Origin of the sequence: Parasediminibacterium schistidii, assembly GCF_046546515.1 — a bacterium.
GTDB lineage: Bacteria > Bacteroidota > Bacteroidia > Chitinophagales > Chitinophagaceae > Parasediminibacterium.
The window spans coordinates 1-16,566 of sequence record NZ_JBKHKJ010000050.1; the positions used below are offsets into that span (position 1 = coordinate 1).

The following is a 16,566-nucleotide window of genomic DNA, read 5'->3' on the forward strand; positions in this document are numbered from 1 at the left end:
TCGGTATTTGGGATGTGGCTGAAAATAGCACTGGGTCAGCCGATAACTAAAGCCAAATACTTGCTCCTAAAGTTCAAATATATAACCTACTGCCCAATATTGTTGGGTCAGCCGGAACAAAAGCTAAAAAAAGGGCTAAAAGCCAAGTGAGTTCCGTCAAGCCAGCCATATCGCAAATACGGATGTTATGGGCAGTCGTCAATCCCAGAGGTTGTCAACTTGGGACGGTCTTCCCTGTATTTTAAGCCGTTTTGTCAGCTAAATAGAACCTGTCTTTTTACGCTATCGCTCCATCATCGCTCCTAGATCGCTCCTAGGTCGCTCCAAGGTCGGCATATTTGAGAATAAGACAAAATGTCTTGCAATTCAGTCTAGTCTACTTGCTTCGTTTTTCGCTGTCGAGATGAAGCTATGTTGGTCAAATAAGGCAGGTCTACTCGCTAAGGTCTACTAAGTTTGGTCAAGCGATGTAGGTCAAGATGCTTCGGATTTCGCTCAGGTGAAACCTTGTTACGCCTTCAATAGCTGTCTTTATATTTTCTTTAAGTATTCTTTTCTGCTTGTAATCTTTTCTTATAATGGTTTAATGTGAGTATAAATGTCGCCAAAGAAAAAATAATAAATAGTAGCAGAGTAAAAAAGGATGATGTGTCAGCCGACTTGAAATAAATGTCTATATTTAATGCAATTAGCAAGTAACTTATAAGAATAATACCAATGATACAAATGTCGTCATATTGAGTATTGAATTTATTTAAAGCTGAAATAATGTAAAATGTCATACTGGCAAAAAAAACTAAACCATATATAAAATCATTCAATCCATCTAACATACAAATGTAAAGATAGAGTCCAGCTGGAATTGCAAATTTGTTTCCAGGTAGCAGCAAAATAAATGCACTAACTGCTGTTCCAATTTTGCCAATTTTTAATAACTTTTCAGCAATCATCTAGTTTTATTTTAGTCTACGTCTAATAATGCAGGTCTAATCGCTTAAGTCTTCGCTGCTGAGTCAAGCTTTGTCAAACTAACTAGGTCAATTCGCTTCGGTCTTTGCCGATAACGAGTCGGTATTTGGGATGTGGCTGAAAATAGCACTGGGTCAGCCGATAACAAAAGCCAAATACCTGCTCTAAAGTTCAAATATATAACCTGTTGCCCAATATTGTACGGTCAGCCGGAACAAAAGTTTAAAGAAGAACCAAAAGCCGAGTTTGTTCCGTCAAGCCAGCCATATCGCAAATACGGATGTTGTGTGCATACCCAATCGCAGGGTGTGTCCAGCAGTGAAAAAAGAAGTGCAGCCTTTATTAGGCTGCATTTCTTTTAAACTAATAATTCGGTAAATTGCCTAATGCAATTTTTAGTTACGGATATTAGTTCTCTTTTAAAGCTGCATTAATTCTTTTTCGATAACTTTCAATTTGAGGGTAAATGTGTTCCTCTATAAATGCAATAAGAGTAGCACTGTCCTTTAGGCTAAATATTGTTTGTTTATCTTGTTCTAAAAATCTCCTAAATGGTTTTAAATATTCCCAAAAAATCTGTGGTGGCCCAGCTTTCAACTTTGTAATTATCCCCTTCCCTTTGAAATTAATCCTTAGGTCTTGGCTAAGATTATCTTCATCATGATTTTTAATTTTTTCTCCATTTGAAACTAGAAAAAAACTAATGTAAAAACCATCAGAATCCTCGTTAATTTCATACATCAGTTGTTTGCCATCTTGAAAGTTATATATACTATCAACTTTTACTCTTTCCTTAATAGTATTGAAAAATACTTCTTTAATACTACTACGGAAGTCATTATAAGATTTAGTAATTACATCTATTGACTCATAAAACTCTGGATTGTTGGCAATAAGATTTTTTACTTCTTCTATCATTTTATTTGAATTTGTTGGTAGTGTAAAGTTGTTAATAATTTGAATGTATTGCGATAGTATTTCATTGACTTTGATATTTGTTTCAGATTTCCTAGAACAATGCTTAAGCCAATTCATTATAAAATTGTTATACGAGATACAGAAATAATCTACTCCTTCTGTCAATTCGTCTTTGGTACTTCTAGCCTCTGGTTTCTTACCAGTAATCGTCAAATAGAGCAGCAAAGCATTTTTATTATAATTGGCATACCGCAATAATTGATTTTCTTGATCCCTTGCATAGATTTTATTTTCAATAATAATTGAGTTCCCACTGGTGTCGAAAATTTCAATGTCTATCAGCCCACCTTCGTTATAAGAATCATTGATGTATCCAATTGATTTTTCTAATCTTATTTTGACATTCTTTGTATCTATTTTTAAGGCATCAGGCTTTATCCCTTCTTTCATTAGATAATCAATAAACAGAGTTAAAAATTCATCTTTAAATCCATGCCTTCCTTTAGGATTAAGTAATTCCGAAATGAAATTTGAATGTAGCCTTACTTCATTGGAGGACACTCCTAATATATCAAAAATATTAAATCTAACTCCGCTTTTGTCTATTTCTTCCTCATTCCTTTTTATAATCGCATTTACTTCATTTAAAGACTTCTGTATTTTTTCAATAAGCATAATTCCTTATTTTATAATCAATTGAATTGCTTGAGTTTTCTTATCAGCGGTTGTAATTGTAACTATATAAATACCTGCTGGTAATGCGCTTACTTTTATTGCAGGGTTTGTAGCATCTGTATAACTTTCTGTTACTACTCTGTTTCCAATAATAGTATTTATCTGTACTTCTGTTACATGGCTACCAATTATAGTTACAATATCATTTGCTGGGTTGGGGCATAGGGCTATTTTTGACTTGGTTGAATTAAATATAATAGATACTGTTTTGCTGTAGGAATAACTGCCATCCTTGTCTATACTTTTAACGCGATAATAGTTGAGACCAGGAGTAGGAAAATTATCAGTAAACTCATAGCTATTTGTCCCACTTCCTTTGGCTTTAATATTATCAATCTCAATAAAATTTGTTCCATCTAAACTGCTTTGAACTACAAAACTGCTATTATTTAACTCAAATGCTTCCCAACTTAATTTTACAGATTTACTATTAATAGCTGCTGAAAAATTAATCATAGTAACAGGCAAATTATTTGAATAACTATATATCCAAGCAGCACCAAAGTTACTACTATCACCAGAACCAACAATAAAAGCTGTACTACCATCTGCACTTAGTGATACATGAACTCCTTGATAAGCAATACCCACTGAACCCAAGCCCACCAATTTACTTGTTGGTTGTGACCAGTTCCCACTTGTTCTAGTAAATACCCATGTGGCACCTTTAGAATTATCTGTATAACCTCCAACAATAGCAGTATTACCATCTGCACTTAATGAAACGGATTTACCTACACTACTAACATTCGTGTAAACACCACCAACACCACCTATACTTCCATTGCCTATTAATGCTGCTCCTTGCTGAGTCCAAATGTTTGCTGTACGAGTAAAAACCCAAGCTGCACCTTGATAACCTTTATACCCAAAACCACCAATAATAATCGTGTTGCCATCTGCACTAATTGATACTTCACCTGCATAGGAACTAGCAAAATTTTCTGAACCAACTAGTTTAGTACCTTGTTGAAACCAACTATTACTACTTTTATAAAATACCCAAGCAGCACCTGTTTGGCTATCATCATCAGGACCTCCAAGTACAGCTGTATTACCATCAGCACTTAGTGCAACCGAAGCACCAATAGAACTTGATTGACCTTGCCTATCAGAGCCAATAAGTTTATTGCCATTATAAATCCAATTGCTGCCAATTCGTGTAAATAGCCAAGCAGCCCCAATCCCTTTATTATCCCCAGCTCCCCCCTCAATTAAAGTGTTGCCATCTGCACTTAAAGCAACTGAAGAGCCTTGCCCCGAACCTTGTAAAGAAGACATTGGAATAGCACCTTGTCCGATTAGCTTATTACCTTGTTGTGTCCAAACTGTATCTTTTCTTGTAAATATCCATATTGCCCCATTGCCATGATCATCATCTGAGCAACCAAATGCGGCAGTATTGCCATCTGCACTTAGTGCAACTGCACCGAAGGGAATCGCGGAATTGTATGGAACAAATCCTTTTATTATGGGTACATTACATTTTTTTATCCATTGATTTCCACTCCTAAAAAATGTGTAAAAACTTCCTCCCTTACCTTTACCAGATGTAATTGCTATATTACCGTCGGCACTAACTGCAACTCCAGATGTAATACCACCTAGACTAACTAACTTATTTCCGATTTGTGTTTTAGGATATTTTGTTGGAACTATAGTCATAGGATTGAAACTATTTACAGAACCCGCAGTCGTTACTACTAATATCGTAGAACTTTTTGTATATGGCATTACCATAACTACTAATGTATCACTACTATTTGAAATTGGAAGACAACGAATACCGCCAATTGAAATAGAGTCTAAGTTATCAAAGTTACTACCAATAATTTTTATCAAAGTACCCACACAACCTGAAACTGGTGAAAAAGATTTTATAACTGGTAGCTGAGCTTTTACGTTTGTTATAACAACGAAAATAATTACTAAATAGATGATTAGATACTTGAAATATTGTTTTAATACTTTTCCCATTTATTGTTTTATTTATTTACCATTAGACATTAAGGATACACTATCCTATTCATAATGGAATTATTTTAAGAAATAAAATTAGATTCGCCACTATACAAGTGGTCAGAGAAAGCAATAAACTATGGGGGATGTATTAGCGTAGCGGAATACGCAAAGATTTGCTTTAACCCACAAGCTAAAGTCAGTTTTTTGGGCGCTTCTTTTAATTTTGTCATCGCTCACCGAGCCGTGAGTTTTAAACCTAGTGCAGTCAGTCGCACACGGGTTGCACACAACGAGTCGGTATTTGCGGATGTGGCTGAAAATAGCGCCGGGTCAGCCGATAACAAAAGCCAAATACCTGCTCTTAAAGCTCAAATATATAACCTACTGCCCAATATTGTACGGTCTGCCGGAACAAAAGTTTATGGAAGGGCTAAAAGCCGAGTTTGTTGGGTCAAGCCAGCCATATCGCAAATACGGATGTTGTGTGTTGCTTCCTTTCGCTTCTGTCCATCCGCTTTGGGTCGAGCTGCTATCAGGTCGGCGGCTACGGATTGTCGCCACAAACCTTTTCAACACTGTGATACTGCCTGACTTTCCCCTTGTTGATTTGAACCGTGGTCATTTTGTAGATTGCGGTTTGTCGCCATCGACCTTTTCAAACCTGTGATGCTGCCCGACTTTTCCCTTGTTGCTTTGAACCGTGGTCATTTTGTAGATTGCGGTTTGTCGCCACCAACCTTTTCAAACCCGTAATACTGCCCGACTTTTCACTCTTGCTTTGAATCTTGGTCTTTTTGTCGGGTTCGTTTTGCTGAGTTCGTATTGTCAACACCAACTTTTTAGACCCAAGTAATGATGTCCGACTTTTCTCTTTTTGTTTTGAACCGTGGTCATTTTGTAGGGTTCATATTGTCAACACCAACTTTTTCGATCCTAGTGGTGCTGCCCGACTTTTCCCTTGTCGTTTTAAAGCATGGTCATTTTATCGGCTTCACATTGTCAATGCCAGCTTTTTCGACCCTAATGGTGCTGCCCGACTTTTCCATTGTCGTTTTGAAGCATGGTCATTTTATCAAGTTTGCATTGTCACCACCAATCTTTTCGACTTTAGTGGAGCTGCCTAAGTCCCTTTTTTGCCAGTTTAGGGGTCGTCGGAAGTAACACACAACGAGTCGGTATTTGGGATGTGGCTGAAAATAGCGCCGGGTCAGCCGATAACAAAAGCCAAATACCTGCTCTTAAAGTTCAAATATATAGCTTACTGCCAAATATTGTACGGTCAGCCGGAACAAAAGCTAAAAAATGGACTAAAAGCCGATTTTGTTGGGTCAAGCCAGCCATATCGCAAATACGGATGTTATGGGCATTTGTCGTCCGTGGAGTGTGTCAACTGAGAACGGTCTTTTTTGCATTTTAAGCCGTTTTGTCAGCTAAATAGAACCTATCTTTTTAGGCTATCGCTCCGACATCGCTCCGACATCGCTCCGTGGTCGGCATATTTGAGGATAAGACAAAATGTCTTGTAAAACTGTTCAGTCTTATTACTTCGGTCTTCGCTGTGTTGTTAGACAACGTGGGTCAAATAATACAGGTCAAGTCGCTGAGGTATACTATGTTGAGTAAAGTCGAGTAGGTCAAGCTGTGTATGTCTACTCGCTTAGGTCTTCGCTATCGGGTCAAATAATTCAGGTCTACTATGTTGGGTCAAGTCGAGAGTAGGTCAAACTGCGTAAGTCTACTCGCTTAGGTCTTCGCTATCTAGTCAAGCAGTACAAGTCAAATAATGTAGGTCTACTTGCTTCGGTCTAATATGTTGGGGTCAAGTGGTGTGTCAAACGAAGTAGCAATTGGCTTTTATTAAAATCTAATTTCTTCAATTGTCAGCGTTTTAGTTTAATCTCTTTTATTCCATCTAGGTCGTTTACCATTATTCTCCATTTTAAACATTTCGATTATAGCTCTTTCAATCGGTCTAGGAATGTCTTTTGCGTTATCACCATAAGTAACAAACCAGTGAATTTCCAAAATTGAAATTCCATCTAATTTCATTTGAATAGGAAATGTTATACTTCTTCTGTCGCCAAATTGTTTGCCAGTTAGAAATCTTCCTCTGAGCCCATCTTTTCTATGAATAATATTTCTGTCTAGACCTTCTCTCCCAGAAATGCCAACATAAACAAGTTCTTTGTTTTCAGAATAGAAGGCATACAAACCGCTGTAATCTTTTCGCGCTGGAATATTACAAACCGAACTCAAAACATCATTGATGCGAAAATGAAATCTCCCTTTGTTTTCATATTTCTCCAACTCTGCTAAAAGCTCTTTTGTTTTTCTCATATCTGTCAAAATGGGTTGCGTTTGTTTTATTATTCAAATTTCAGGTGGGTCGTCTTGTGAGCGGTCATTGCCCATAACGAGTCGGTATTTGGGATGTGGCTGAAAATAGCGCTGGGTCAGCCGATAACAAATGCCTAATACCTGCTCTAAAGTTCAAATATATAACCTACTGCCCAATATTGTTGGGTCGGCCGGAACAAAAGTTTAAAGAAGGCACAAAAGCCGAATATGTTCCGTCAAGCCAGCCATATCGCAAATACGGATGTTGGCTGCTGGCATTTAGCGTGAGGCATTTCGTTTTGTCATGAATTTAGAATAGGCCTCGTCGCCATCAAAGCAATTTGTCCCACGTTTGGTTATGAATTTTTCTTTTAGCCAATTTTGCAATTTCGTTGTGTCCACTTCAAATGTTTTTGACTTGTCTTCTACCTTTCCTTTATCAAGAAATTGGTTACAAAAATGAATGTAGTATAAAAGACCATACCCACCGATAACAAATGGTGATGAAAGTTCTATAATTTCATTCTTTCTCCAAAGGTCTTGATTTATATAAATGCCTTTTTCATCTTCATGTTTCTTAATGTTGTCAATATTTATATCTTCTCTTGTAAAGTAAAAACTCAAATAGCGATGATTGACAGTTATTATTTGAATGGCTTTGTCAAACGTTACTTTCTCAAAAAATCTATAGTTGTCTGGATGTTTTAAAAACCAACAATATACTTTTAAGTCAAGGTCATTGAAAACGAATGATAAAAACTCCTTCAAATTATTGCCTGACCAATAGCTTGTCAACTCGCTGAATTTATATTTTATATTTGGTCTGTCGCAATAAATTAATGGGTTTGAAAAAAGATGATTTGTTGGTGAATAATCTATGTCAATTGAAATTGGCTTTTGTGTTTTATTACAATTTGTGCAAGTGGTTATAATCTTTATTTCTCTAAAATCATAAGTCTGCAATCTTATAATGTATTCAAATTGAACTTTAAACCATTCATTTTTACAGGTACATTTTTTCTTTTTGGGAAATTCGTTTTGTATAAGGTCATACCAATAATCTAAGCTGTCAAGAATAAGGTAGTTGTCGTCATTTTTAGTCGTCAAAAGCCCAACACCATGCTCTTTCAGAAGGCGAACTTGAAATTCATCTTCTCTTTTGTCTGATGTAATATTTTTTAATATTCCTGTTTGCATTGAAGTGTTCGTCCGTGCTTGCAGCCAACGAGCAAGGTATTGCCTGCAGGCAGGGGCATAGCGCTGGGTCAGCCCGGAACCGCTGCTGGTGATTGCAATATTGCTGATGTTCTCTCCATAAGCCAAATATATAACGTCCAGCCAGAACTAAAGCCCAATAGCAAAGAAAAAGATGAAGTTTGTTCCGTCACCCCCTGCTTGCGGCAATACCCATGTTATCGGCCGTTTTGTCTATGCAGGGTGTCCTATCCTTTGTTTTGTCGAACCCAGCCTGTGTCGACCTGTGAACGAATTTTGTCAACCAAAAGCTTGTGTCCAGCTGTGAACGACCTTTGTCAAGCCACAAAGTTTATGAAAAAGTAAAACTTTTTGAAAGCCTAAAGCATGCCTAAGGCCTCCTTTTGTGCTCTTTTCAGGGTTATTTTTTTAATTTTCAATTTTTAAGTTGTTGATTTGATGTAACTCATTGATATACAGTTGTTTTATTCATTATTGACGAAGGTTTTACAGTGATTTAATGGTGATTTATCTTGTATCAATGGTGATTTGTCTTGTATCAATGGTGATTTATCTTGTATCAATGATGATTTATCGTGTATAAATAATGATTTATCATGTATTAAAACTGTTTTTTTTAATGTTGCCAAGTCTGCCTCTTGGTAAACTGCCGTAAATTAGCCTACCGTCAGGGATAGTCCAAAAGTAAAATCCTATATGGGGGCATATTTCCCCCATGAGCATCCCAAAATTCCCCCATATAGGTTGGGGACAAGTGGGACGAGAGGAGCTTTGTCAAGCTGCAAGTAGTGTCAACCTGTGAACTATTTTTGTTCCCCGAAGTGCCTAGTCGGGTTGGTGCCGCAGGTTTTGCCAAGTTGCCTTTGTCTGCTGTTTGGGATTGTCCAACCAGTTTTGATGTGTCTTATTTCCCCAGTCTTATAAAGTATAAATGTGTTTTGTTTGTCGCTGATTGTTACAAAAGTAGGGTGCGAAAATGGCCGATAACGAGTCGGTATTTGCGCATGTGGCTGAAAATAGTGCTGGGTCAGCCGATAACAAAAGCTAAATACCTGCTCTGAAAGTTCAAATATATAACCTACTGCTCAATATTGTATGGTCAGCCCGAACAAAAGTTTAAAGAAGGACTAAAAGCCGAGTGAGTTCCGTCAAGCCAGCCATATTGCAAATACGGATGTTAGCTGCTGGGCTATTGTATATTTATCTAAATGTTTGCAACAAAATTTGAGTTACGCATTTCTAAGCAAAGAATACATTTCCAATAATTCGAGCCATAAAGTGCTCCGAGCTTCATTAAATCTCTATCAATTTCTTCATTTGCAAAATCATCTCCAAACTTTGTTTTGAAATCCTTCATCTGAACAAAATATATAGTTGCTTTCTTTTCAAGACGAACTTTTAATTTCAAATCAACAAAATGGTTGTTTACAATAGTCGTATGAAATTTTGGGATAATTGAAAATTTAGAAGTAGGGATGTTATTGACGTATGTTATTTGACATCTAAAAAAAGGTTCATCGGGTAGTTTGTCAAACATAGGATGGAAGTAATTCTTTTCTTCTCCTGGGATGTTGTCACTTTTAATTTCATTACAAAGTCCACAAATTGGTATCAAATTTTTGTGCAATATTGAGTACTCAGGAAAATGTTCTTGAGGTAAGAAATGGTCTATTTGGTCTACGTCTCCAATACCACAACTAACACAACAGCCGGCTTGTGTTTGTAACAGAGCTTTAGATATTATATCAATTATCTTTTTAGCAGTTGTAGTTTGAGAACCATATAAATGCTTTAATGCTTTTTTTTCATCATCAGTAAAAGTTGTTTTTATCAATCTTTGATTCAACTCAATCTTTGCATAATCGGAATAGCGCGTTTTAATTTTAGCTTTTAATAGTTGTAAGATAGTTTTTACGCTGCCGCTATATTTCTCTGTTATTATTGTATCAATATCAGCAGAAGCGTCTCTTTCAGGGCAGTTTATATTAAGCATCTCCAAAATTTTTAAGGTTAAATCTTGCCCCTACAGAATCTATCAAACTTAAGTCGTTGTATTCATCACCCAATTCATTCTTTGAACTGTGAATAGACTTTAACTTTTCAACATAGTAAAGGTTATTCTCTGAAAACCCAAATATCTCTTCTGTTAGTTTTGAAAAATGTTGCCCGAAACTTTCCATAGACAACTCATGAAGCTGCCGAACACCATTAACCGAGTTCATCTTAATTACATTCGTACTTGGTATATTCTGTATAAATATTGGTGAATGGGTTGATAGTATAGCGAAAGAATCAAACTTATTTAGGATATAATCAAGGCATTTGAAGAGTGTATTTTGTCCATTAGGGTGTAAGTGTGTTTCAGGTTCATCAAAGAGTAACACAGAGTTTTTGTCAATAACATCAATAATTTGAGTGAAAGACATTGTCATTATTTTTTGTCCCGAACTAAGTTTTTTGAATGAAGGCATTATTTTATTTCTATCAGCTAAATAAGTGTCCAACTGATTTAAATATAAAATATTCATACATTCTTCCCAAAAGAGAAGTAAACCTGCTTGTTTGATTCGCTTAAAACTCGTGTAGAACAGATCGTTAATCTCCTCTTTGGAAAGCAAATCGTCTTCTCCTCTGATACCGCAGTAGAAATAACTGAAAGTTCTTTCGTCACTTTTAGGTCTGTAGAAATCATCAAATGTGCTGTAAGAAACTGCAATAATTTTACTGAATGGTGGTCTTGGTGAAAGCCGTGTATGACTTTTTTTAATACCACTAAGACTTGTTGCTAAATTGGCTAGTAGAGTTGTCTTTCCAACACCATTTCGCCCGATAATTCCAATTATTCTGTAAAGCCCCATTAACTTTCTAGAAAATTTAAAATAAACTGTGCCAAAAGGTGTTGGGCTACTGCCAGTCTCATTGTATGCAAAAGAGAAATTACTTAAGTCATTATCGTTCGTTAGGATTTTTCGACCTTCTTGATATGCTCTTTCTGCATCACTATATCTCCTTAATGAATTTATCATCCCTGCATTGTCAGCAAACTTCTCTCGCAATACTTCATTATAGTTCACATCATTTAAAACGGCTAATACATCATGTCCAAAATCAAATGAGTTGATTGCTTCATAATCCTTTACATTTTGCCAAAGTGAGCAGAATTTATCTGTTAACGAATCAAATTCCTCAGGTAGTTTTGTTTTACTAGAAGTTTCATCAAGAATTTTGACAAATCCTTCATGTAGAAGTTTTCTATTTTGCCCAAAAATCGCAGCTCTATAATTTGTTTCATAAGTAAAATAATCATCCCAATTGTCTCTCTCGAGAACAATACATGGAATTGTCATTCCTTTTTGGTGTCTAGGAATTCCTCTACGCCACGAAACGGTATTGTCACAATATACTTTCATATTAAAGTGTTGGGTAGTTTAGTCATAATGTTGACCATCTAAAGTTCGATGTCTCCATGCCTTGCAGCTAACGAGCAGGTATTTGGGATGTGGCTGAAAATAGCGCTGGGTCAGCCGATAACAAAAGCCAAATACCTGCTTTAAAGTTCAAATATATAACCTACTGCCCAATATTGTTGGGTCTGCCGGAACAAAAGTTTAAAGAAGGACTAAAAGCCGAGTGTGTTCCGTCAAGCCAGCCATATCGCAAATACGGATGTTGTGTGCATACCCATTAGCAGGGTGTGTCCAGCAGTGAAGAAAGAAGGATGCAGCCCTCAACGGCTGCATCCTTCTTTTAAAGTCAAGTCCTACTTGTTTATCAATAGTTTTTCATTGTAGCTACCTGTATTTGTCTTTAATTGCACACCTTTCACAACCAGTTAAAACTTCCTAACAGCCCTTACGCAATATTTAGAGTATTCATAAACATCCTGATACTGCATACCATCGTTAAGATTTTGCCCCCAAGCAAATGTTGTACCATTTTGAGTGCTTTCTGTACTGCTCCAATAGATAGTAGCCCCTTGTATACCACCAACTACATTATTATTAAGATATATCAATTCCAATTCGTTTATTGATGGAAGATACCAATCGCTAAACCCCCCACCTCTGTAATTACGGCAAATGGATGCAGCGTTATTACCATTTCCCAATACTGCTATTATCTTATCTGTATTGGTTCCTCCTGAACCTTCCCCAGCAAAAATTGCACCTGTAATAGTTGGATGATAGCTAGCATCTGAACCGCTATTAGGATTCCAAGCCGTACTTCTGCTTTGATCACTAGGTGCTACAACAATTCCATGTTGTTTTGCGTAGTCTAGTTCTATAATAATACCCCCATATGCAGTATCGCCAATATTTATATTTGGAGTAATTGGGGCATTTTTTGTAGTAAAACTTATCTGTGTACCATAACTTAATCCATTACTATTTTTCGCATATGCCCTTACATAATAAGTAGTGTTAGGAAGTAAGCCAGTAATAATACTCGGAAATATACCAGTACCTATACCATCATTCGTTTTTAAAGAAAACGATGTTGTTGGATTAGGGGAAGTATCATAACATACACCACGGGCAGTAATAGCAGCCCCTCCATCAGAAGTTATATTTCCTCCTGATTGTGCAGAATTAATCAAGATGTTGCTTGCTGCACTCGTTTCCAATGAAGGTTTATTAATTCCTCCACCAGAGTTATTGCCACCACTATTACTATCATTACTTTTAGTGCAACTAATGAAACTGGCTATTCCAACTAAAGAAATAAATAATAAAAAATATTTTTTCATAAATTTTTAGTTTTACCTACTCTAATCCGTTTTCGGCTTTCCGTAGCTAGTTTTAATAAAGTACTAGCCAAACTTAGCAATTGATAAATAATATAGTCTACTCTTCAAAAGTGTTAAGAGAAAGAAATAAATTAAGGAGGGTTTAATGTTTTTTTATAGTTAATGCAGTTTTGCTCTAGCATATTGGCTAAAGACTGTTTCTGGGTTTGTGGTTTTAATTTTATCATTGGTTGTAAAGGTTGAATGTTTTAAATCTTGTGCAGTCAGTCGCACACGGGTTGCACACAACGAGTCGGTATTTGGGATGTGGCTGAAAATAGCGCTGGGTCAGCCGATAACAAAAGCCAAATACCTCCTCTTAAAGCCCAAATATATAACCTACTGCCCAATATTGTATGGTCAGCCGGAACAAAAGTTTAAAGAAGGACTAAAAGCCGAGTTTGTTCCGTCACGCCAGCCATATCGCAAATACGGATGTTGGTGGCTGGGCTTCTATTCGCTGTCATTCAAATACTCTGGAATTACAAGTCCTTTTTTAAAATTTTCGATATTTGAGTGATTATGGTTTTTGTCGTACCATTTCTTGAACGTAATACCTGTGAAAATAAAAGTTAAAAGTAAAAACAAGTTGCCAATTAGAAAATTAGCTTGGAGATTTTTGTATAGTGTTATAGAATTGTTGATATTCCAATTACTTTTCCACAATAATAATAATATGCAAATTACTAAGCCCATTGACCAAATTATTAATTCTACTATTGTTCGATGCCTCCATTCTAAAACTTGATTGTTAATGTACAAATCCCTGTCTTTCTGCTTTTGTTTTTGTTTGTCTTTCTTTTGTTGATTTTGTATTTCAGATAATCGTATTTTTAAATCTTCTATTTCTGAATCTTTATCATTAGTAATTTTTGAAGTTGTAAAAATTTCGTTTTCAAGTTCACTTTTTTTGGTTTTCAATTCTTGTCTTGCTTTGTCAAGACTTGCAACTTGCTTTTCAAATTTTTGAAAAAGGTTCTCAAACTTTTGAATTCTTTCATTCTCGTCAGTTTCTTGAATTTGTGCTTCTTCCTTGATTCGTCTTGCAAATTCAGCTTGATTTTTTTGAGCTAACGCATTTAAGTCATTAATATTTTTAAGTTGCCTGTGAGATATTCTTGATGATATTAAAAGAATGTCTTTGTCTGTGATTAGTTCTCCTCTGTACTTTTGAATATTTTCGTCTAATTCTTTTATAATACTTGCTTTAGGCAAAGAACTATTTAGTGTAAACGCAACAATTGAAGAAAGCCCAATGTCAATTAATTCGTTACTATTGATACTTTGTGTTAGACTGGGATTTGCTAACCATAAAATGTTTAATAGTTCGTCTGCTCTAATAGTCTCAGATTGAAATTCATTATTTTGAATATTATCTCTTTGTTCTTCAGTGTCGTGTGTTATTGAATTATTTACAAACCAACAGTTTACTTTCTCGAACTCTTTAATTTTCTTACCCCTTTTTTCTCTTACATAATACAATACTGTAGCATCGTGTAATGCTGCATAATGTGACGTTCTGAATTTTTTAAAGTTTTCATACTCAAAACTATGTTTTGCCTTGTTTTTATATTTTTCAGTATGTGGCAAAATGCTAATCCCTTTTGAAGAAAATGTTGTTTCTAAATTATCGACAATTCTTTCTAAATCATTTCGGTTTAACTTTCTTCTTTCACAGGCGTTATAAATATCCTCGGGGTTTACTCTCTTTGACAACACAGAGTGTGAGTAGTATTCTGCTTTTTTTTGTATTAGTCCTCTTGTTTCATCAATTGTGTCACTTAAAATTGTGAATTTGTATCCTAAATTCTTACAAACTTCAATTAATTTGTTACAAGAATGAGTCGCCTCTGGTGTGTTAAGGTCTAATAAGCTGATTAGGAAATTTGTATCAAATACTAATTCAACATTTTCGTTTAAATTATCTGTTTTATATTCCAAGTAGCTGGAAATGATTGAACCTAAATAGATATTTCTTATTATTTCAAATACGTGTGGGATTTTTCTAAAAAACTCGATAAACTGGGCCTCAACTGTATAATCTTTACCATTTGAATGACTTGAGTTTGACAAATATTTAGAAATTGAAACTTTGTTTTTGTCGATAAAATCAAAAATTGTAGTTTTCTCTTTTACTTCAATATTGTTTATTCTATAAAAGTCCAAATAAAGTTTTTCAAGTGTTTCAATTTCTCTTTTACTTTCTTGTATTTTCTCCTCAAAATCTTCAAAGTAAAAGTTTTTTAGAATAAATGAACCGTCTTTATGTATTTGAAAATTACATTGACCGTCTGTATTTACCTCTTTAGCAATTTCTGCTAAAATTAATTTTAAAACGGGCAATGGAAAATCAATTGAATAAAGGTCATTCGATATTTCGTAAATTTCTTGAATAGATTTACCACTTAAAATACCTTTCGAATTAAGTTTATATAATGATCTTTTCAGTAATGGTATGAATGGGTCAATTGGTCCTTTAATTAAAGTTCCTGAATTCCTAACGTGTGCAAGTAAACTGTAAGTTATTGCTTTATTTTCTATCATTTATCTGTCTTTTCTCTATTTATTTTGGGGTTGTCAAATGGCCTTGCCACCAACGAGTCGGTATTTGCGGATGTGGCTGAAAATAGCGCTGGGTCAGCCGATAACAAAAGCCAAATACCTGCTCCTAAAGTTCAAATATATAACCTACTGGCCAATATTGTATGGTCTGCCGGAACAAAAGTTTAAAAAAGGACTAAAAGCCGAGTGAGATCCGTCAAGCCAGCCATATCGCAAATACGGATGTTGTGCGTTCGCCTTTTATGGAAGTACCCAAGTTTTCCATTTGGGTCTGTTGTCTAAATATTCATGAAAATGTTTTTGAAAGTCATAAAACTGGTTTGCGTCAGGAAGCGAATGTTCAGTCGCGTAACTTGTATATTCTTCTTTGCTGAAGAATGTTTTTAAAGATTTATTTTTCAAGTCGTAAACAATGTAGTCGTAGCTAGGGCTGATAGTATTCTGGTGAGAAACTTCTGCACAAAGGAATGGGTCAACGATTTTGTAATTTCCAATAATTAACTCGTCTTGATTTGGTTCTGTTTTGTCGAGGTCAGGATAGAAATATGTCCAAGCAAAGTCTTCACTTTGAATAGTTTGTCCATAACCAACAGGAATTTTTGAATTGTCCCCAAGTCCAGTGTCTTGCAAGTAAGAAAATGAAAAAACAAAGAGCAAAATGGAAATTATGAGATGTGTCAACAGCCAAAACCTTAGTTTCAATATTCGCTTTACCCATTGAATTTTTGTCGTCTTTGATAAAACAAGGACAATTAAAAAGAGAGTTGTTGCGTAAATGGTCGAGAAAATAATAATTTTTACGATAATCAAAAGCAATTCAAGCATTGCCATCATCATGTCAACTTAGTTTACTTTGTAAGGTTTAAATTGCCACGAAAGGTGACGCACAACGAGTCGGTATTTGGGATGTGGCTGAAAATAGCGCTGGGTCAGCCGATAACAAAAGCCCAATACCTGCTCCTAAAGTTCAAATATATAACCTACTGCCCAATATTGTTGGGTCTGCCGGAACAAAAGCTAAAAAAAGTGCTAAAAGCCGAGTTTGTTCTGTCAAGCCAGCCATATCGCAAATACGGATGTTG

10 protein-coding genes are annotated in these 16,566 nt (G+C 35.6%); all 10 read right to left on the reverse strand.

Annotated elements, in window-relative coordinates:
- Positions 1 to 542 precede the first annotated feature (542 nt).
- The 10 genes from ACHFIY_RS18265 to ACHFIY_RS18310 all read right to left on the reverse strand — a co-directional run bounded on the left by ACHFIY_RS18265 (position 543) and on the right by ACHFIY_RS18310 (position 16,321).
- Positions 543 to 950 (reverse strand): hypothetical protein, encoded by a 408-nt coding sequence (locus tag ACHFIY_RS18265; protein ID WP_410847566.1) that lies wholly within the window; start codon positions 948 to 950, stop codon positions 543 to 545.
- Positions 951 to 1,377: 427 nt separating this feature from the next.
- Positions 1,378 to 2,562, reverse strand: coding sequence for a PDDEXK-like family protein (locus ACHFIY_RS18270; protein WP_410847567.1), 1,185 nt, complete (start codon positions 2,560 to 2,562; stop codon positions 1,378 to 1,380).
- A 6-nt stretch (positions 2,563 to 2,568) separates the two neighbouring features.
- Positions 2,569 to 4,599, reverse strand: a complete 2,031-nt coding sequence (locus ACHFIY_RS18275) for a T9SS type A sorting domain-containing protein (RefSeq protein WP_410847568.1) — start codon at positions 4,597 to 4,599, stop codon at positions 2,569 to 2,571.
- Positions 4,600 to 6,477: 1,878 nt separating this feature from the next.
- On the reverse strand, positions 6,478 to 6,921 hold the full coding sequence (locus ACHFIY_RS18280) for a GIY-YIG nuclease family protein (protein ID WP_410847569.1): 444 nt from the start codon (positions 6,919 to 6,921) through the stop codon (positions 6,478 to 6,480).
- Between the two features lie 279 nt (positions 6,922 to 7,200).
- On the reverse strand, positions 7,201 to 8,244 hold the full coding sequence (locus ACHFIY_RS18285) for a hypothetical protein (protein WP_410847570.1): 1,044 nt from the start codon (positions 8,242 to 8,244) through the stop codon (positions 7,201 to 7,203).
- Positions 8,245 to 9,340: 1,096 nt separating this feature from the next.
- A complete protein-coding gene (locus tag ACHFIY_RS18290) occupies positions 9,341 to 10,129 on the reverse strand; it encodes an HNH endonuclease (protein WP_410847571.1) in 789 nt (262 codons plus the stop codon).
- Positions 10,122 to 11,483 (reverse strand): AAA family ATPase, encoded by a 1,362-nt coding sequence (locus ACHFIY_RS18295; protein WP_410847572.1) that lies wholly within the window; start codon positions 11,481 to 11,483, stop codon positions 10,122 to 10,124. Before ACHFIY_RS18295 ends, ACHFIY_RS18290 begins: the two co-directional genes overlap by 8 nt.
- Before the next feature lie 485 nt (positions 11,484 to 11,968).
- Complete coding sequence (locus ACHFIY_RS18300; protein ID WP_410847573.1) at positions 11,969 to 12,883, reverse strand: Lcl domain-containing protein; 915 nt, start codon at positions 12,881 to 12,883, stop codon at positions 11,969 to 11,971.
- A gap of 492 nt (positions 12,884 to 13,375) precedes the next feature.
- Positions 13,376 to 15,466, reverse strand: a complete 2,091-nt coding sequence (locus ACHFIY_RS18305) for a coiled-coil domain-containing protein (protein ID WP_410847574.1) — start codon at positions 15,464 to 15,466, stop codon at positions 13,376 to 13,378.
- Positions 15,467 to 15,724: 258 nt separating this feature from the next.
- Positions 15,725 to 16,321 (reverse strand): hypothetical protein, encoded by a 597-nt coding sequence (locus ACHFIY_RS18310; RefSeq protein ID WP_410847575.1) that lies wholly within the window; start codon positions 16,319 to 16,321, stop codon positions 15,725 to 15,727.
- Between the last annotated feature and the right edge of the window lie 245 nt (positions 16,322 to 16,566).